This is a genomic window from Acinetobacter sp. YH12226 (assembly GCF_013417805.1).
Lineage (GTDB): Bacteria > Pseudomonadota > Gammaproteobacteria > Pseudomonadales > Moraxellaceae > Acinetobacter.
This window is the reverse complement of sequence record NZ_VPDG01000004.1, coordinates 21,936-38,758: the sequence shown is the minus strand read 5'-3', so window position 1 is coordinate 38,758 and position 16,823 is coordinate 21,936. Positions and strand designations below refer to the sequence as shown.

Genomic DNA, 16,823 nt, shown 5'->3' with positions numbered 1-16,823 from the left:
TCCATCCTTGCAACGATAAGCTGATTAAAAATTGATTGTTGCATACTGTCAATCAGAGAATGCAGCATATAAAAAAATTTAATTCCCGGATTTCAGTAAACCTAGCAGTGTTTGCATGCCATCGGTCGCGTTTTGGGGGATTTTGTAAAACTGCCCAGGCAAATGCTGCTGCTCGGCTTTCGGGTCGATGTAATAGGCCGGACATTTCGCAGGAATCTCATGAATTAACCCGGCAACTGGATAAACTTGAAGGCTGGTGCCAATCACCACGAAAATATCGGCATCCTGTACACAGTCTTGAGCTTCTTCATACGCGGGTACGGCTTCGCCAAACCAGACCACATGAGGACGCAGCGGATAGCCTGCCTTACAAAAGTGTTGATTTAAATCTAATTCAGAGCCTTCAATTGGATAAAACTCGGTTGTGCTTTGTGCATCGGGGCCTGAGCTTTTGGCCAGGCGAATATTGCCATGTAAATGGATCACCTTGGAGCTGCCGGCACGTTCATGCAAGTCATCAATATTCTGGGTGATTACATGCACATCAAACTCATTTTCAAGATCGGCAATTAATTGATGTGCGGCATTCGGCTGTGCTTCCAGAATGTTTTTACGGCGGGCATTATAAAAGCGTTGCACCAGTTCTGGATTTTTGGCCCAAGCTTCAGGTGTCGCGACCTCTTCAATCCGGTATTGTTCCCAAAGTCCATCATTGTCGCGAAAAGTATGAATGCCACTTTCGGCGCTCATGCCTGCACCGGAAAAAGCCACTAACTTTTTCATTGTTCTATCTCCTGAATCTTTAGGCAGCTGAAGTGCTAGATTGTGAATTTTCATTTAAAAAGATGCCAAGTTCTCGGGCAAATTTTAGCGGTTCAGTCAGTAAAGGTGTATGGCCGGATTTGCTGAAAAGTATCTGTTTGGCCTGAGGCAGGCTTTCTGCAATCAGGCGCTGACCTTCAAAAGGATATAGCTTGGATTGTACGCCGCTAAAGAAAGTCACCGGACAGCTGAGCTGGGCCAATGCCTCTCGGTAATCCTCACGATGGTATAAATAATTGTTGATATACCACGTCATATAATCCACCCGACTGGAAGGCAATAACAGACTTTGCAGTTGTAGTTGATTCAAAATGAATTCGAAAGCTTTCAGGCTATATTTTTGTTCATTTTGTAGCTGAATAAACTTTAGCCATAGGGCGGCAATTTGTTTACGGACAGAAACGTCAAGATCGCGAATCAATTCAACTTGCTGATATTGTGCAAGTAGGGCAGAGAGCTGCTGCAGAATGTGTCGATAAATTCCTGATGACGTGGGCCAAAAAGACCAAAAGCCCAAGCATCATCGACTGGTATTTTGGGAGTCTGATCAATGTGCAAATAAGCTGTTATGTGTTTGGCAAAGTCCCCATAGTGCAGGCCATGCATGGTTGTCGTCGCGCCCATAGAGTAAGCAATCACAATGAATTTATCTAAATTGAGCTGTTGAATTACCGATTGAATATCCAGCCAGTGACTGGAAATTGCATCAAGATCTTGCGGAATTTTACAGCGACTGGAAGCCCCAAAGCCGCGCCATTCCGGAATAATGAAACGGAAATTTTTCTGATGCGCATAGAGAAAAGCTTTCCATTGCCAGCTCAGCATGCCGAGTCCTGAGAGTACCAGTACCGGCTGTCCCTGACCATATTCGCGTACAAATAGCTGTTCACCATCGGGCATGCGATAAAAGGGCATGTGTGTCTCCGTATTTAGAATTATTTTGCGTCAAATTGTTTGAGTCGCGGAATGACTTGTTCCAGCCAGGAAATCCAGCCCAGTTCCTGATCAATCCCCAGTTGCAAAATCATTTTATGAATATACAGGGTACGGTCAGTTTCGTCCGCTTCGGCAAAGTCCTTGGCAAAAATCTGCTGATAGGTTTTCAGTTTTTCTTTATGCAGTTCTAGATGGCGTTCCAGCTCTGCCAAGGTGTTATTGCCACCAAGCTGGGCTTCGGCACGTAAACGCACCATCAGTTCTTCGCGCAGTTGTGCCGGTGGGCTTTGTTGCAGCATCCAGTTGGCCAGTTCTTCCCGGCCCAGACGTTCCACTTGATAAGTCTTTTTGCGGCTATTGGAATCTTCCTCTTCTAGCGTGGAAATCCAGCCTTTTTGTAGCATGGCATTCAGCTCGCGATAAATCTGCTGATGAGTTGCATTCCAGAAGAAGCCCATGGAACGGTCAAAGCGGCGGGCCAGTTCGATTCCGGTGCTGGGTTTTTCAATCAGGCTGGTCAATAAAACATGCGCTAAAGACATAAACGTCTCAAAAAAGTGACTCGGGATTATTATGCAACATGTTGCATAAAAATCAATTCTGGCATATAAATTAGTGCAACAAATTGCATTAAACTGGATGGGTTGAGGGATCAAACTGCCAGTTGCTAAAACAATAGCCAGCCTAAACGCACGCTCAGGAGTTGAAATGTCTAAATATCCGAATTTACTTGCCCCCTTGAACTTGGGTTTTACCACGCTTAAAAACCGCGTGTTAATGGGTTCCATGCACGTTGGTCTGGAAGAAGCACCCGGCGGATATGATCGGATGGCAGCTTTCTATGCAGAGCGTGCCAAAGGTGGAGTCGCTTTAATCGTCACCGGCGGGATTTCTCCAAATGATCATGGCGTAACGTTTCATGGTGGTTCCAAACTTGACACTCTTGAAGAAGCTGAAAAGCATAAAGTGATTACTCAGGCCGTACATGAGGCGGGCGGGAAAATTGCCATGCAGATTCTGCATACCGGGCGTTATTCTTATCAGGCTGAAAATGTCGCGCCATCCCCAATTCAGGCACCGATCAATCCAGTCAAACCGCATGCTTTAACTTCGGCTGAAGTGCAGCAAACCATTGATGATTTTGCCAATTGTGCCAAGCTGGCTCAATATGCCGGTTATGACGGTGTAGAAATCATGGGCTCGGAAGGCTATCTGATTAACGAGTTTATTGCAGCACGTACCAACCATCGTGATGATGAGTGGGGCGGAAGCTATGCAAACCGTATCCGTTTCCCGATTGAAATCGTACGCCGTACCCGTGAAATGGTCGGTGAGAACTTTATCATTATTTATCGCTTGTCTATGCTGGATCTGGTCGAAGGCGGTTCAACTCTGGAAGAAGTCATCCAGTTAGCCAAAGAAATTGAAAAAGCCGGTGCGACCATTATCAATACCGGCATTGGCTGGCATGAAGCGCGTATTCCGACCATTGCCACCAAAGTGCCTCGTGCAGCCTTCACTTGGGTCACCCGTAAGCTGAAAGGTCAGGTGAAGATCCCTTTAATCACTTCAAACCGTATTAATACTCCGGAAATGGCTGAGTATGTATTGGCGTCTGGTGATGCTGATATGATTTCTATGGCCCGTCCGATGCTGGCAGACTCTGAGTTTGTCCTGAAAGCGGAGCAGGGTCGTAGCGATGAGATCAATACCTGTATCGGTTGTAATCAGGCCTGTCTGGATCATATTTTCTCAATGAAAATTGCCACCTGTCTGGTCAATCCACGTGCCTGCTATGAAACAGAGCTCATTTTTAAAGAAACCAATGTAGCAAAAAATATTGCCGTGATTGGTGCGGGTCCTGCAGGTTTAAGCTTTGCTGTGTATGCTGCAAATCGTGGTCATCAGGTGACGGTATTTGAAGCCGCTGCTCAGATTGGTGGACAGTTTAATATTGCCAAGACTATTCCAGGCAAGGAAGAGTTTTATGAAACCTTGCGTTATTTCAAACGCCAGATTGAATTACAGCCACGTATCAAATTGCAACTGAATCATAAGGCGAGTCTGGAAGAGCTGGCTCAGTCAAACTTTGATGACATTGTGGTGGCAACAGGCGTGACACCGCGTCAGCTTGAGATTCCAGGCATTGATCATGCAAAAGTATTGTCTTATCTGGACGTTTTGAAAGAACGTAAGCCAGTGGGTCAGCGAGTTGCCATTATTGGTGCAGGTGGTATTGGCTTTGATACAGCCGAATTCCTGAGTCATGAAGGAGAAAGTGGCAGTATCAATCCGGAAAAATTCTATGATGAATGGGGTATTGATACTGACTATGAAAATGTCGGTGGCTTAAAAGCTGCAAATGTAGAAAAACCGCAACGTGAAATTTATTTATTGCAACGTAAAGCCGCTTCAGTCGGCGCAAGTTTGGGTAAAACCACAGGCTGGATTCATCGTACTGGTTTAAAACACCGTGATGTAAAAATGATTGCGGGCGCCAATTATGAAAAAATTGATGATCAGGGCTTACATATAATCGTAAATGACAAACCTGCGGTACTAGAAGTCGATCACGTGATCATTTGTGCCGGTCAGGAATCTTATACCGCCATGTTTGATGAGCTAAAAGCAGCCGGGAAAAATGTGCATCTGATTGGTGGAGCGAAAGAAGCGGGTGAATTGGATGCCAAGCGTGCAATCCGTCAGGGTGCTGAATTGGCAGCGGTGATCTGAAAATATTAAAACTTGCTTTTTTTCCCTCTCCTTTATTAAAGGAGAGGGTTAGGGAGAGGATTTGTAAGAAAGAATCCCCCTTACGAAGCAGTACTTCTCACCTTTAAAAAGGGATGAGTATTTTAATACTAAAACAAAAAAGGAATTCAAAATGACCATCGAAAATACCAAAAAATCCATTGCACGCTGGCATGAGATGCTAGAAAGCCGTGATATGTCGATCTTGAATGAGCTGCTTGCTGAAGAAGTGGTATTTCGTTCGCCTGTGGCTTTTCAGCCTTATCCTGGAAAACAGTTGGTATTTTTTATTTTGACCAATGTCATTCAAGTCTTTGAAAACTTCACTTATCACCGTGAATTTATAAGTGAAGATGGTAACAATGTCGTACTTGAGTTTTCTGCCAATGTGGGCGATAAAAAACTAAAGGGAGTTGACATGATTCAGTTTAATGAAGAGGGTCAGATGATTGATTTTGAAGTCATGATTCGACCTAAGTCCGGACTTGAGGCCTTGGCTGTACAGATGGGCCAGCGGATGCAATCATTCCAAGCTAAAACTTAATTCGAACTATTGATTCAAGTCGGCATGAAATTTGTAAATCACAGCTAGTACAACTAGAGGGGGATGACAGATGAAAATGTTGCTTAAAAAATTGGGTCAGCTTTCCAGTGAATATCTGGATCGTTTCAGCGGAGCAGACGAGCCGACCCTGTATTACAATCCGAATGGTGTATTTTCGGGACTCATTGAACGCTTACCGCAGCTGCAACAAAAATATCGCCCTACGCCGTGGTTAGCCAATGCACACGCACATATTCTATATTTCGATTTAATTAAAAAACGTACCATTAAGCTGAAATATGACGCGCTTGAACAGCTGAAAATGTCAGATGGCGGAATTACCGGTATTGCCTGGTATGGACTGGATCTTCCTGCAAATACCCCTACCATTGTTTTATTGCATACGATAACCGGTTCTCCTGAATCGATGCGTGAACTGGTTCGTGATCTGCATAAACATACCGGTTGGCGTGTGGCATTGTGTTTACGCCGTGGTCATGCAGACTTACCCATGCCTGTGCCTAAAATGAACCTGTTTGGTTCAACTCAGGATTTGCGTGAGCAGCTCTTGTATATACAGGACAGATTTCCTCAGTCCGATCTCTATGGGGTTGGATCTTCTGCGGGTACGGGATTGTTAGTGCGTTATCTGGGCGAAGAAGGTGAACAAACCCCACTCAAAGCGGCTTTTGCCTTATGCCCTGGCTATAACACTGAAACCGGTTTTGCCAATGTGCATCCGTTTTACAGTAAAGTCATGGCCAAAAAACTGATTAAGCGCTTTATTCATCCTTATCAAGAAACCTGGCAGGTCTGCCCAAGCTGGAAACAGTTATTAGAAGTTAAAGATCTGTCCGAATTTGAAAAACTCTATTTTGAACTGGCCGGATTTGCGGATTATGCCAGTTATACTCAGGCAACCAATCCGATTTATGTGTTTGAAAGTGTCAAAATCCCACTGATGATTTTAAATGCGGAGGATGATCCGGTTTGTCACATCCGAAATTTAGAACCTTATAAAGAAAAAATTCGGGCGATGTCTAATATTATGGTGATTACCACCAAAAAAGGCAGTCATTGCGGCTTTTATCAGGGCTTGATGCAAACCGAATCTTGGGCTACCCGACTAATGGCAGACTATTTGATTCACTTATCTCGTGCACCGGCAACAGTATCCGCTTAAAAAGTTCCAATAAAAAACCCAGCATCTGCTGGGTTTTTTGATGAATGATACTGTAATTAGTCAAGTGCTGGCATCGCTGCGGCAATTGCGTCAGCAACCGCATCATCCTCAGACTTGTTTTCTGGATTTGAATTGGTTTTAGGTGTGGTCGCAGCAGGCTTTGACGCAGGTTCTTCGCGGGTTTCAGGCACTGGTGCCGGCTCAGTAGTTTCTGGTTTTTTGATTTCACGACGGATTTCAGTCGTGGTGTTTTCAGTTTGCTCACGTTGAATTTCAACCGTTGGCGCTACTTCCTCTTCAATTGCCGCTGGCTCTACAGGTTCAAGCGGTTCAAATTGCGTTGGTTCTGGAGTCGAGATTTCAGATGCTGGAGTAACTTCTACTTGCTCTTCTTCTTTTGGTGCTTCTTTTTTTACACACGCAGTTAATGTCAGGCCAGTCAGGATTAGGGTGGAGATTAAAAGTTTCTTCATCATCATTGCATCAAACATAAAAGTGTGGAGTGGATACACTATTATAGCAGCAAAATGCAAGATAGAAATCATATGAACTTACTGTAATTTTTTATAGGAATTGCTGTTAGAATAGTCAATTGTTTATTGTTCTTTGAATTGATGCGGATTGACTTTGCTTTCTAGGTACAAGGTAAAGTAAAATTGCGCAACATTGCAGGCCGATTTAGGCTCGATTGTACGAGAAACCCAATGACCCATTTTATTTTCGTTACTGGTGGTGTAGTTTCATCACTAGGTAAAGGTATTTCAGCTGCTTCTGTTGCTGCACTTTTAGAAGCTCGTGGTTTAAAAGTGACCATGGTAAAAATGGATCCATACATTAATGTCGATCCAGGGACAATGAGCCCATTCCAGCATGGTGAAGTTTTTGTTACAGAAGATGGTGCTGAAACAGACTTAGACTTGGGTTACTACGAACGTTTCTTGCGTCGTGCGAAAATGACCAAACTGAATAATTTCACATCAGGCCGTGTTTACCAGGATGTTCTGAACAAAGAACGCCGTGGTGACTACCTGGGTGGTACTGTGCAAGTTATTCCACACATTACTGACAATATCAAAGAGCGTGTACTTCGTGCAGGCGAAGGTTATGACGTTGCGATCGTAGAGATCGGCGGTACTGTAGGTGACATTGAATCTCTCCCATTCATGGAATCTGTACGTCAGTTAATGGTTGAACTTGGTCATAAACGTACCATGTTAATGCACTTAACGTTACTCCCATACATTAAGTCTGCAGCAGAATTAAAAACCAAACCAACACAGCACTCTGTTAAAGAACTCCTGTCGATTGGTATTCAGCCAGACATTCTCATCTGCCGTACAGAATACGATGTAGATGCAGATACGACGCGTAAGATTGCATTATTTACCAACGTTGAAGCACGTGCCGTTGTGGTATGTAAAGACGCACGTTCGATCTACCAGATTCCACGTACATTCTACGAACAAAATGTTGACGATTTAATTTGTGAACGTTTTGGTTATAACGATCTTCCTGAAGCTGACTTAACAGATTGGGATAACGTTGTAGAAGCACTGCTGAATCCTGAATACACCGTACGTGTTGCAATGGTTGGTAAATACGTTGAACTTCCAGATGCTTACAAATCTGTCAACGAAGCACTTCTACATGCGGGTATTCAAAACCGTGTGAAAGTTCAGATTGACTACGTAAACGCTGAAGAGCTTGAAAGCCAAGATGTAGCAGAAGTATTGAAAGATGCTGATGCGATTCTGGTTCCTGGCGGTTTTGGTGAGCGCGGTACTGAAGGCAAAATGAAGGCGATTCAGTTCGCACGTGAGAACGGTGTGCCGTTCCTCGGTATTTGCTTGGGTATGCAGTTGGCTGTGATCGAATACGCACGTAATGTTGCTGGTATTGCAGATGCGACTTCGACTGAATTTAACCGTTCAACGAAATCTCCATTGATTGGTTTAATTACTGAATGGTTAGATGAGCGTGGTGAAGTTCAGCAACGTTCTGCTGATTCTGATCTGGGTGGTACGATGCGTCTTGGCGCGCAAAAATCTGAACTGGTTGCAGGGACTAAAACTGCAGAAGTTTATGGTTCTGAAGAAATCATCGAGCGCCATCGTCACCGTTACGAGATGAACAACCGTTATATCCCAGTGCTGGAAGAAAAAGGCATGAAGATTTCTGGTTATTCTCCGGTACAGCATTTGGTAGAAACTGTTGAAATTCCTGCACATCCTTGGTTTATTGCAGTACAATTCCACCCGGAATTTACCAGCTCGCCACGCGATGGTCACCCATTGTTTGCCGGTTTCATTGATGCTGCGAAAAAGCAGTACCAAAAAACCAAATAATCGGTGCGTAGGACACAACTAGGGAAGTTTAAATGTCGCAATTAAAACCACAAGAAATTGTACGTTTGGGCGATATACAAATGGCAAATCATTTGCCATTTGTATTATTCGGCGGAATGAATGTACTTGAATCTAAAGACCTGGCTTTTGAAATCGCAGAGACTTATGTCGATATCTGTACACGTTTGGGCATTCCTTATGTGTTCAAAGCCAGCTTTGATAAAGCCAACCGTTCAAGCCTGAACTCTTTCCGTGGCCCAGGCCTGGAAAAAGGTCTCGAGTGGTTAGCTGACATTAAAAAACACTTTAATGTGCCGATCATCACCGATGTGCATGAGCCGTATCAAGCGGCTCCTGTTGCAGAAGTGGCAGACATTATTCAATTGCCAGCTTTCTTAAGCCGTCAGACGGATCTTGTGGAAGCCATGGCAAAAACGGATGCGATCATCAACATCAAAAAAGCCCAGTTCCTGGCTCCGCACGAAATGCGTCATATTTTGCATAAGTGTCTGGAAGCCGGAAATGACAAGCTGATCATTTGTGAACGCGGTTCGGCATTTGGCTATAACAATCTGGTTGTAGACATGCTGGGCTTCGACATCATGAAAGAAATGAATGTCCCGGTTTTCTTTGATGTGACCCATGCCTTACAAACCCCAGGCGGCCGTGCAGATTCTGCCGGTGGTCGTCGTGCGCAAATTACAACGCTTGCGCGTGCGGGTATGGCAACAGGTCTTGCAGGCTTGTTCCTAGAAGCCCATCCAGATCCGGAAAAAGCCAAGTGTGATGGTCCATGTGCGCTGCGCATGTCTCAGCTTGAGCCGTTCCTGGCACAGCTAAAAGAATTGGATACCTTGGTTAAAGGTTTCGAAAAGTTAGATACACACTGAGTTTATCACTCTTGCGCTGCCGTATAGGCAGCTCATATTAATCAACTGAGGAATAGTTCATGAGCCAAATCGTTGACATTCGTGCACGTGAAATTTTGGACTCTCGTGGTAACCCTACCATCGAAGCAGACGTAATCTTAGCATCTGGCGTAGTTGGCCGTGCATGTGCACCATCTGGTGCTTCAACTGGTTCTCGTGAAGCTTTAGAACTTCGTGATGGCGATAAAGCGCGTTACTTAGGTAAAGGCGTTAAAACTGCGGTAAATAACGTCAATACGTTAATCCGTGACGCTTTGGTCGGTAAATCAGTATTCGAACAAAAAGACATCGATAACACGATGATCGCGCTTGACGGTACTGAAAACAAAGAAAAATTAGGTGCAAACGCAACTTTGGCCGTGTCTTTGGCTGCTGCTCGCGCTGCTGCTGAAGAAAAGAAAATTCCTCTTTTCCAATACATCGCAGATCTTCGCGGTCAAACGATTCTAACCATGCCTGTACCAATGATGAACATCATCAATGGTGGTTCACATGCAGACAACAACGTCGATATTCAAGAGTTTATGATTGAGCCAGTAGGCTTCACTTCATTCTCTGAAGCGCTACGTGCAGGTGCTGAAATCTTCCATTCACTTAAATCAGTTTTAAACAAAAAAGGTTTAAACACTGCGGTAGGTGATGAAGGTGGTTTTGCGCCGAACTTACGTTCAAACGAAGAAGCAATCACAGTTATTCTTGAAGCAATTGGTCAAACTGGCTACAAAGCAGGTTCTGACATCATGCTTGCGCTTGACTGTGCATCTTCAGAATTCTACAAAAATGGTCAGTACATTCTTGCTGGCGAAGGCAACAAAGCGTTCACAAGCAACCAGTTCTCTGACTATTTGGCAGGTCTTGTAAACCAGTACCCAATTATCTCGATCGAAGATGGTCTGGACGAATCTGACTGGGAAGGCTGGTCTTACCTGACTTCTATTCTTGGCGACAAGATCCAGTTGGTTGGTGACGACTTGTTCGTAACGAACCCGAAAATTCTGCAACGTGGTATCAACGAAAAAGTGGGTAACTCGATTCTGATCAAATACAACCAGATCGGTACCTTGACTGAAACTTTAGATGCCATCTACCTTGCGAAAGAGAATGGTTACTCTACTGTAATTTCACACCGTTCAGGCGAAACTGAAGATTCAACGATTGCTGATCTTGCAGTAGGTACAGCAGCGGGTCAAATCAAGACTGGTTCACTTTGCCGTTCTGACCGTGTAGCGAAATATAATCAATTACTTCGTATTGAAGAATTGACTAATGCTGCATATCGCGGTAAAGCTGAGTTCAAAGGTTTGAACTAAGCGACTTATGTCAATGTTAAATGTATTCGACTCGACTGCGAGTAAAGTACTGTTGGGCCTTGCGATCATTTTGATCGCAGGGTTTCAATATTTATACTGGTTTGGTGAAGGTGGTTATCATGATCATCAGCAACTGACCCAGAAAATCCAGCAACAAATGGAATTGAATGATGAGCTGAAAGAGCGTAATCGCGTTCTGGCGGCAGAAGTTTATGATTTGAAGAATGGTATTGAAGCCATCGAAGAACATGCGCGTTTAGATCTTGGTCTGATTAAGCCACGCGAAACTTTTATTCAAATGAGCACGATCAGTACTCAATATAAACCGATCTATCTTAATCCTAATTCTAAAGTAGACCTGCGAACCAATGAGTCAGCTGAAGCACCAACCACACCCTAAACTTTGGGTCATTCTTCCAGCTGCAGGTTCCGGTAGCCGTTTCTCCAAAACAGAACTGAAACAATATCAGATGATTCAAGAGCGAACTGTTCTTGAACATACGGTGGCTCGTCTGAATCAACTGCCTTTGATGGGTTATGTCCTGGCGATTGGTGCACAGGACAACGTGGCAAAAACATTGCCATTTTCCAGTCTGGAGAAAGCCCATTTTTGTTTGGGTGGTGCCGAGCGGGTGAATTCCGTGTTAAATGCACTGAACTATTTATCTCAAATCGCTTCTGAAAATGATTGGGTGCTGGTACATGATGCGGCGCGTCCCTGTGTCAGTCTGGATTGTCTGCAACAACTGGTCAATACGGCGATTACAAATGATCAGGCTGCGATTCTGGCCATCCCGGTGCGAGATACACTTAAGCGTGTAGTAACCAATTTTGATATCGAGGAAACAGTGGATCGCTCGATGCTCTGGCAGGCACAAACACCACAAATGGCCAAGCTAGGTGTGTTGAAACGGGCGATTGAGCGGGCTTTGCAAGATGGTGCTACGATTACTGATGAAGCCAGTGCGCTGGAACATATCGGCGAACAGGTGAGTGTAGTACAAGGGCGTTCCGATAATATTAAAATTACCTATCCGGACGATCTGGAACTGGCCAAGCTGATTTTACAGGCTCAGGCTTAAAAATATATTCAAATAATATTTAAATAAAAGCAGAATAAATCTGGCTATAGCGATCTATTCGCTATAGCTTTCACTTATAATTTTGCCATCATTCTTTTTCACCTTTTGGCCAATGATACCTTCACAGCAGTATCGGTTTTTACGTCACTCTTTGCGTGATGGACGTAGTATTAACCCGCAAGATTCATCTCGATGGACCAAGTTGCACCTTGATCCCTGGTTATTGTGCTTTCTAGTTCTCAATGCAATCCTGGGTTTAATGGTGGTGTATAGCGCGACATCCGAAGACTCTGGCATGGTGGTGCGTCAGGCGATCAGTTTTGGAATTGGTTTTGTGCTGCTGTTTATCTGTGCGCAGATTCCACCGAAAGTCTATCAGGCGATTAGTCCATACCTGTATGCCTTCGGGATCTTCATGCTGCTTCTGGTCTTTGTAATTGGTGAAAAACGTTTGGGTGCAACCCGCTGGATTACCTTGCCAGGGGTGGGAAGCATGCAACCGAGTGAGGTGATGAAATTTGCCATGCCTTTGATGATGGCATGGTATTTTGCACGTAAGCCATTTCCTCCCAAATTTTTGCATATTGTCGGGGCTTTGATTCTATTGGGCGTACCATTTGTTTTGGTGGCACTTCAGCCTGACTTGAACATTGGCTTGGTAATTCCTGGTATTTTTGTTCTATTTTTAAGTGGGATGTCGTGGCGTCTGATTGGTGGTGCAGCAGCGGCGGTAGCTGTGGCAGCTCCGGCTGCATGGATGTTCGTGCTACAAGAGTATCAAAAAAAACGTATTACCACGTTATTTGATCCGGAATCGGATGCCTTGGGTGCAGGCTGGAATATCATCCAGTCCAAAATTGCGATTGGTTCAGGTGGTTCCACGGGCAAAGGCTATACCGAAGGTACCCAATCACATTTAGGTTATCTGCCTGAACATCATACTGACTTTATTATGTCGACTTATGCCGAAGAATTCGGTTTTATCGGCGTTTTCCTGCTGTTTAGTTTATTCACTGCCATTATTATTCGCTGTCTGATGATTGGTTTAAACAGCTTTCATAACTTTGGCCGTTTATATGCTGGAGCCATGGGACTGACTTTCTTCTTCTTTGTATTTTTAAACTCAGGCATGGTGAGCGGGATTTTACCTGTAACTGGAGATCCATTACCGCTCATGAGTTATGGTGGAACGGCAGTGATTTCCATGCTGGCCGGGATGGGCATTGTGATGTCGATTCATACTCATCGATAAGTCATTCTAAAAGTCGGACTGGTTCCGGCTTTTTATATACTTAAAATAAGTTGTTTTAAAAATCCTGTTTTGGCCAGAAGAAAAAAGAAGAATATTTTAGAATTCGTATGAAATTAAAAAGCCCTCAAATGAGGGCTTTTTAATTTCATACTTTAACTGAGAAACCAGGTGTAATAACCCCAGATCATTAAAGGCCATGCTAGGAAAGGGCTAAACAACCATTTCCAGAACCAGTGGCGCGGCATAAAGCCAACACCATGGACAAAGCCTCCAGAAATACCAATCATGATATACATCATGGCACTATGGCTATATTCACCGTTGGCATCCAGCATTGCAGAAGGATGAACCAATAAAACTGCTGCGAGAGGAAAAGCCAGGAGGCAGGAAATCATCATCGCAAATTTGTTTGGTTTCTTGTCTACAACGGTTTTCTCAAGCGCAGCTTCTGTCATGTTTTATTCCTCATCCAGGTCTTGGTGTTGTTCCATGTAAATGGCAGCAATCACACTGGCAAAACATGCCATCAGTACACCCAGAATCCAGGCAAAATACCACATAGTTGTCTCTCCTTAAGACATAGCCTTAGTACAGGCTATGTGAATTATCTTCAATGTGTTTGTTGGTAATCACGCCCCACATCTTGTAATAACACCAAGTGGTATAGATCAGGATCAGTGGAACAAAGATACAGGCAGCAACGGTCATGACCGTTAAAGTATTTTTACTAGATACCGCATCCCACATGGTCAGACTTGCAACCGGGTTAATGCTTGAAGGCATCAGGAAAGGGAATAGGGCAAAACCAGCAGTTAGAATTGCACCGATGACAGCCAGAGATGAACCCAGGAAGCTCAGGCCTGCTTTGTTTTTACCTGCTGCCAAGACAATGATCAAGCCACCAAAAATGCCGGCAATAGGCGCTGCCATCGTGATTGGATAAGTCGAATAGTTGTTCATCCAGCCTGGATTAGCATTGGTCAATACTTCTTTTGCAAGCGGATTGGCAACACCATTGGTATCAAAAGGTGTAACTAAGGTATAGCCCTGAATGCCACCAAAATACAACCATGCACCGGCTGCCAGGAAAGTTGCTAAATACACTAGTCCCATGATTTGTGTTGCTTTGGCAGAACGTTGGCGTAGGTCACCATCAGTACGCAGCATTAACCATGCACCACCATGTGCACACAGCATCGATAAACTGACCAGACCACAGACAATCGCAAACGGATTCAGCAGGGCAAAGAAGCTACCAGTATAAGTAGAACGTACAGTTTCATCTAAAGTAAATGGTACACCCAAGAACATGTTGCCGAATGCCACACCGAAGACCAATGCAGGAACTGCACCACCAATCGCTAGACCCCAGTCCCATGAATTGCGCCATTTGGTATTTTCCAGTTTTGAGCGATAGTCAAAACCGACCGGACGCAGGAACAGGGCAAACAGTACCAGCAACAGTGCCCAGTACATGCCAGAGAAGGCGGTTGCATAGACCATTGGCCAGGCAGCGAACAAAGCACCGCCGGCAGTAATAAACCAGACTTGGTTACCGTCCCAATGCGGGGCAATGGTATTGATCGCTGCACGGCGCTCGCTATCATTTTTGCCCACAAATGGCATGATCGCCATGGAGCCCATATCGAAGCCATCGGTGAGGGCAAAGCCAATCAGCAATACGCCGACCAGCACCCACCAAATGATTTTTAATAATTCATATTCGATCATGCGTGAGTCTCCTCATTTGCCTTCTCTGCAGCTGCAAGCTTTTCAAAATGGTATTTACCGGTATGCAGTGAGCTTGGGCCAAGACGTGAGAACTTGATCATCAGATACATCTCGATAATCAGTAACACGGTATAGAATGCTGCCAATGCGAGGATTGAACCCCAGACATCACCTGTGCTTAAGCTTGATGCTGAAAGATGCGTCGGTAATACCTCACCAATAGTCCATGGTTGACGACCTACTTCTGCTACATACCAGCCAGTTTGCGCAGCAACCCAAGGTAAAGGCAGTGCAAATAATGCAAATTTCAATAACCATGGTTTATTTTCTGCATTACGTTTTGCTACCGCAAAAGTTGCCAGTGCAAATAGAAGCAGCATCAGGAAGCCGGAAGCCACCATGGCACGGAAGGCCCAGAACAGGCTTGGTACGTGTGGAATGGTATCTTTAGCGGCTGCTTTGATTTGCTCTTCAGAGGCATCAACGACATTTGGCGTGTATTTCTTCAGCAGCAGACCGTAACCGAGGTCTTTTTGGCTTTCTTCAAAAGCGGTTTTCAGTTCTGGAGACTGATCACCAGCACGTAATTTTTCCAGTTGCGAATAGGCCACCATACCATTACGGATACGCGCTTCATGCTGAACCAGCAGGTCCTTAATACCTGTAACTTGTTCAGTCGTAGAACGTGTAGCAATCAGACCCATTACATAAGGAATTTTCACTGCATAATCTGTAGTCATGGTTTCCTTATTCGGGATACCGAACAAAGTAAATGGCGCAGGTGCAGGGTGAGTATCCCATTCTGCTTCAATCGCTGCCAGTTTGGTTTTCTGTACATCGCCCAGCTCATACCCTGATTCATCACCCAGTAAAATCACTGAAAGTGTAGAAGCAAGCCCGAAGATGGCTGCAATGGCAAAAGAACGGCGTGCAAAAGGCAAGTCACGTTTTTTCAGCATGTAGTAACTTGAAATAGCCAGGACGAAGATGGCACCTGTGACATAACCGGCAGATACTGTATGCACAAATTTAACCTGAGCGACCGGGTTAAAGATCAATGCAGCAAAGTCCACCATTTCCATACGCATGGTTTCATAGTTAAATGCCGAACCGACCGGGTTTTGCATCCAGCCATTGGCGACCAGAATCCAGAGTGCGGACATGTTTGAACCCAAAGCCACCAGCCAGGTTACGGCCAGATGTTGTACTTTGGACAGACGATCCCAACCAAAGAAGAACAAGCCAATAAATGTCGATTCAAGGAAGAAGGCCATCAAACCTTCAATCGCCAGCGGTGCACCGAAAATATCACCGACATAATGCGAGTAATACGCCCAGTTGGTTCCGAACTGGAACTCCATGGTCAGGCCGGTGGTTACCCCTAAGGCAAAGTTAATACCAAACAGTTTTCCCCAGAACTTGGTCATGTCTTTATAGATTTCTTTGCCGGAAATCACATAGGTGGTTTCCATAATGGCAAGCAAAAAAGCCAAGCCTAAAGTCAGTGGAACAAAAATAAAGTGATACATCGCGGTCATGGCGAACTGGAACCGCGAGAGATCGACCACGCTTTCAGAAATCATCAACGTGTCTCCTGGATTTGGGAAGGATTGCCGGCGATACGCTCGGCGACTTGGTTATCAAAATTTTTAGGAATCGTAGGCGCATCAAACCAGATATTTTTAATTACCATCAGTAGAATAACCTTGATAATTAAAATAGCGGTTATTTCTCTAACCACTCTCTGGTTTAGATTTTTGGGAACTAAGCTCATTCGACTAAGCCTGTTATATGACTTGTTGTATATTATTAATCTATTGTAACTAAAAAATAAATAGACGATACAGTTTAAATAAATATATATTTATAAATATTTGAAAATAATAAATATATATTTATATAAGTTAAAATTTATTCTAAATATTTTTTATTATTTTA

General features: G+C 44.2%; 17 protein-coding genes and 1 pseudogene. 9 read left to right on the top strand and 9 right to left on the bottom strand.

What is annotated here, in order from left to right; genetic code table 11:
- Positions 1–78: 78 nt before the first annotated feature.
- The 3 genes and pseudogenes from FTV08_RS06080 to FTV08_RS06070 form a co-directional block, all read right to left on the bottom strand.
- Positions 79–783, bottom strand: a complete 705-nt coding sequence (locus tag FTV08_RS06080) for a Sir2 family NAD-dependent protein deacetylase (protein ID WP_005252083.1) — start codon at positions 781–783, stop codon at positions 79–81.
- A gap of 19 nt (positions 784–802) precedes the next feature.
- Positions 803–1,737 (bottom strand): annotated as a pseudogene (locus tag FTV08_RS06075) (alpha/beta fold hydrolase).
- A gap of 20 nt (positions 1,738–1,757) precedes the next feature.
- A complete protein-coding gene (locus FTV08_RS06070; protein ID WP_004278730.1) occupies positions 1,758–2,300 on the bottom strand; it encodes a PadR family transcriptional regulator in 543 nt (180 codons plus the stop codon).
- 166 nt (positions 2,301–2,466) lie between these two features.
- Here FTV08_RS06070 and FTV08_RS06065 point away from each other — a divergent pair, with 166 nt between their 5' ends.
- The 3 genes from FTV08_RS06065 to FTV08_RS06055 all read left to right on the top strand — a co-directional run bounded on the left by FTV08_RS06065 (position 2,467) and on the right by FTV08_RS06055 (position 6,236).
- Complete coding sequence (locus tag FTV08_RS06065) at positions 2,467–4,491, top strand: NADPH-dependent 2,4-dienoyl-CoA reductase (RefSeq protein ID WP_005252076.1); 2,025 nt, start codon at positions 2,467–2,469, stop codon at positions 4,489–4,491.
- Positions 4,492–4,642: 151 nt separating this feature from the next.
- Entirely contained in the window at positions 4,643–5,053 is a 411-nt protein-coding gene (locus FTV08_RS06060) for a nuclear transport factor 2 family protein (RefSeq protein ID WP_005100041.1), read from the top strand.
- 70 nt (positions 5,054–5,123) lie between these two features.
- On the top strand, positions 5,124–6,236 hold the full coding sequence (locus FTV08_RS06055) for a YheT family hydrolase (RefSeq protein WP_005100043.1): 1,113 nt from the start codon (positions 5,124–5,126) through the stop codon (positions 6,234–6,236).
- A 56-nt stretch (positions 6,237–6,292) separates the two neighbouring features.
- On the opposite strand, the gene FTV08_RS06050 is transcribed toward FTV08_RS06055, so the two are convergent.
- On the bottom strand, positions 6,293–6,715 hold the full coding sequence (locus FTV08_RS06050; RefSeq protein ID WP_370940779.1) for a hypothetical protein: 423 nt from the start codon (positions 6,713–6,715) through the stop codon (positions 6,293–6,295).
- Positions 6,716–6,940: 225 nt separating this feature from the next.
- Between FTV08_RS06050 and FTV08_RS06045 the strand changes: the two genes are divergently transcribed.
- From FTV08_RS06045 to rodA, 6 genes are all read left to right on the top strand, one after another.
- Complete coding sequence (locus FTV08_RS06045) at positions 6,941–8,581, top strand: CTP synthase (RefSeq protein WP_005100051.1); 1,641 nt, start codon at positions 6,941–6,943, stop codon at positions 8,579–8,581.
- Between the two features lie 32 nt (positions 8,582–8,613).
- Positions 8,614–9,471: a 3-deoxy-8-phosphooctulonate synthase gene (kdsA, locus tag FTV08_RS06040; protein WP_004278721.1), complete on the top strand. Its 858-nt coding sequence runs from the start codon at positions 8,614–8,616 to the stop codon at positions 9,469–9,471.
- 59 nt (positions 9,472–9,530) lie between these two features.
- Positions 9,531–10,820, top strand: a complete 1,290-nt coding sequence (gene eno / locus FTV08_RS06035; protein ID WP_004278719.1) for a phosphopyruvate hydratase — start codon at positions 9,531–9,533, stop codon at positions 10,818–10,820.
- Between the two features lie 7 nt (positions 10,821–10,827).
- Positions 10,828–11,220 (top strand): septum formation initiator family protein, encoded by a 393-nt coding sequence (locus FTV08_RS06030; RefSeq protein ID WP_004645271.1) that lies wholly within the window; start codon positions 10,828–10,830, stop codon positions 11,218–11,220.
- Positions 11,189–11,902 (top strand): 2-C-methyl-D-erythritol 4-phosphate cytidylyltransferase, encoded by a 714-nt coding sequence (gene ispD / locus FTV08_RS06025; RefSeq protein WP_180086883.1) that lies wholly within the window; start codon positions 11,189–11,191, stop codon positions 11,900–11,902. The genes FTV08_RS06030 and ispD overlap by 32 nt, the downstream gene beginning before the upstream one ends.
- Positions 11,903–12,014: 112 nt before the next feature.
- Positions 12,015–13,154, top strand: a complete 1,140-nt coding sequence (rodA, locus tag FTV08_RS06020; RefSeq protein WP_004645269.1) for a rod shape-determining protein RodA — start codon at positions 12,015–12,017, stop codon at positions 13,152–13,154.
- A 152-nt stretch (positions 13,155–13,306) separates the two neighbouring features.
- Here the strand turns inward: rodA and FTV08_RS06015 are convergent, their stop codons facing one another.
- Genes FTV08_RS06015 through cydP form a run of 5 tightly spaced genes read right to left on the bottom strand, consistent with a single transcriptional unit; the run spans position 13,307 to position 16,659 of the window.
- Positions 13,307–13,609, bottom strand: coding sequence for a cyd operon YbgE family protein (locus FTV08_RS06015; RefSeq protein ID WP_004278714.1), 303 nt, complete (start codon positions 13,607–13,609; stop codon positions 13,307–13,309).
- A gap of 3 nt (positions 13,610–13,612) precedes the next feature.
- Positions 13,613–13,714, bottom strand: a complete 102-nt coding sequence (gene cydX, locus FTV08_RS06010) for a cytochrome bd-I oxidase subunit CydX (protein ID WP_004278713.1) — start codon at positions 13,712–13,714, stop codon at positions 13,613–13,615.
- Between the two features lie 25 nt (positions 13,715–13,739).
- Complete coding sequence (gene cydB, locus FTV08_RS06005; RefSeq protein ID WP_180086882.1) at positions 13,740–14,885, bottom strand: cytochrome d ubiquinol oxidase subunit II; 1,146 nt, start codon at positions 14,883–14,885, stop codon at positions 13,740–13,742.
- A complete protein-coding gene (locus FTV08_RS06000; protein WP_005097088.1) occupies positions 14,882–16,468 on the bottom strand; it encodes a cytochrome ubiquinol oxidase subunit I in 1,587 nt (528 codons plus the stop codon). Before FTV08_RS06000 ends, cydB begins: the two co-directional genes overlap by 4 nt.
- Positions 16,468–16,659, bottom strand: coding sequence for a cytochrome oxidase putative small subunit CydP (gene cydP / locus FTV08_RS05995; RefSeq protein WP_004278707.1), 192 nt, complete (start codon positions 16,657–16,659; stop codon positions 16,468–16,470). Before cydP ends, FTV08_RS06000 begins: the two co-directional genes overlap by 1 nt.
- Positions 16,660–16,823: the final 164 nt, after the last annotated feature.

What these genes read in the sequence shown, in the direction of transcription:
- FTV08_RS06065 (WP_005252076.1), top strand. Translation starts at nt 2,467, where the DNA reads ATGTCTAAATATCCGAATTTACTTGCCCCCTTGAACTTGGGTTTTACC.
- rodA (WP_004645269.1), top strand. Translation starts at nt 12,015, where the DNA reads ATGATACCTTCACAGCAGTATCGGTTTTTACGTCACTCTTTGCGTGAT.
- FTV08_RS06055 (WP_005100043.1), top strand. Translation starts at nt 5,124, where the DNA reads ATGAAAATGTTGCTTAAAAAATTGGGTCAGCTTTCCAGTGAATATCTG.
- FTV08_RS06000 (WP_005097088.1), bottom strand. Translation starts at nt 16,468, where the DNA reads ATGATTTCTGAAAGCGTGGTCGATCTCTCGCGGTTCCAGTTCGCCATG.
- FTV08_RS06060 (WP_005100041.1), top strand. Translation starts at nt 4,643, where the DNA reads ATGACCATCGAAAATACCAAAAAATCCATTGCACGCTGGCATGAGATG.
- cydB (WP_180086882.1), bottom strand. Translation starts at nt 14,885, where the DNA reads ATGATCGAATATGAATTATTAAAAATCATTTGGTGGGTGCTGGTCGGC.
- FTV08_RS06030 (WP_004645271.1), top strand. Translation starts at nt 10,828, where the DNA reads ATGTCAATGTTAAATGTATTCGACTCGACTGCGAGTAAAGTACTGTTG.
- FTV08_RS06050 (WP_370940779.1), bottom strand. Translation starts at nt 6,715, where the DNA reads ATGATGATGAAGAAACTTTTAATCTCCACCCTAATCCTGACTGGCCTG.
- FTV08_RS06015 (WP_004278714.1), bottom strand. Translation starts at nt 13,609, where the DNA reads ATGACAGAAGCTGCGCTTGAGAAAACCGTTGTAGACAAGAAACCAAAC.
- FTV08_RS06080 (WP_005252083.1), bottom strand. Translation starts at nt 783, where the DNA reads ATGAAAAAGTTAGTGGCTTTTTCCGGTGCAGGCATGAGCGCCGAAAGT.
- cydP (WP_004278707.1), bottom strand. Translation starts at nt 16,659, where the DNA reads ATGAGCTTAGTTCCCAAAAATCTAAACCAGAGAGTGGTTAGAGAAATA.
- kdsA (WP_004278721.1), top strand. Translation starts at nt 8,614, where the DNA reads ATGTCGCAATTAAAACCACAAGAAATTGTACGTTTGGGCGATATACAA.
- FTV08_RS06070 (WP_004278730.1), bottom strand. Translation starts at nt 2,300, where the DNA reads ATGTCTTTAGCGCATGTTTTATTGACCAGCCTGATTGAAAAACCCAGC.
- ispD (WP_180086883.1), top strand. Translation starts at nt 11,189, where the DNA reads ATGAGTCAGCTGAAGCACCAACCACACCCTAAACTTTGGGTCATTCTT.
- FTV08_RS06045 (WP_005100051.1), top strand. Translation starts at nt 6,941, where the DNA reads ATGACCCATTTTATTTTCGTTACTGGTGGTGTAGTTTCATCACTAGGT.
- cydX (WP_004278713.1), bottom strand. Translation starts at nt 13,714, where the DNA reads ATGTGGTATTTTGCCTGGATTCTGGGTGTACTGATGGCATGTTTTGCC.
- eno (WP_004278719.1), top strand. Translation starts at nt 9,531, where the DNA reads ATGAGCCAAATCGTTGACATTCGTGCACGTGAAATTTTGGACTCTCGT.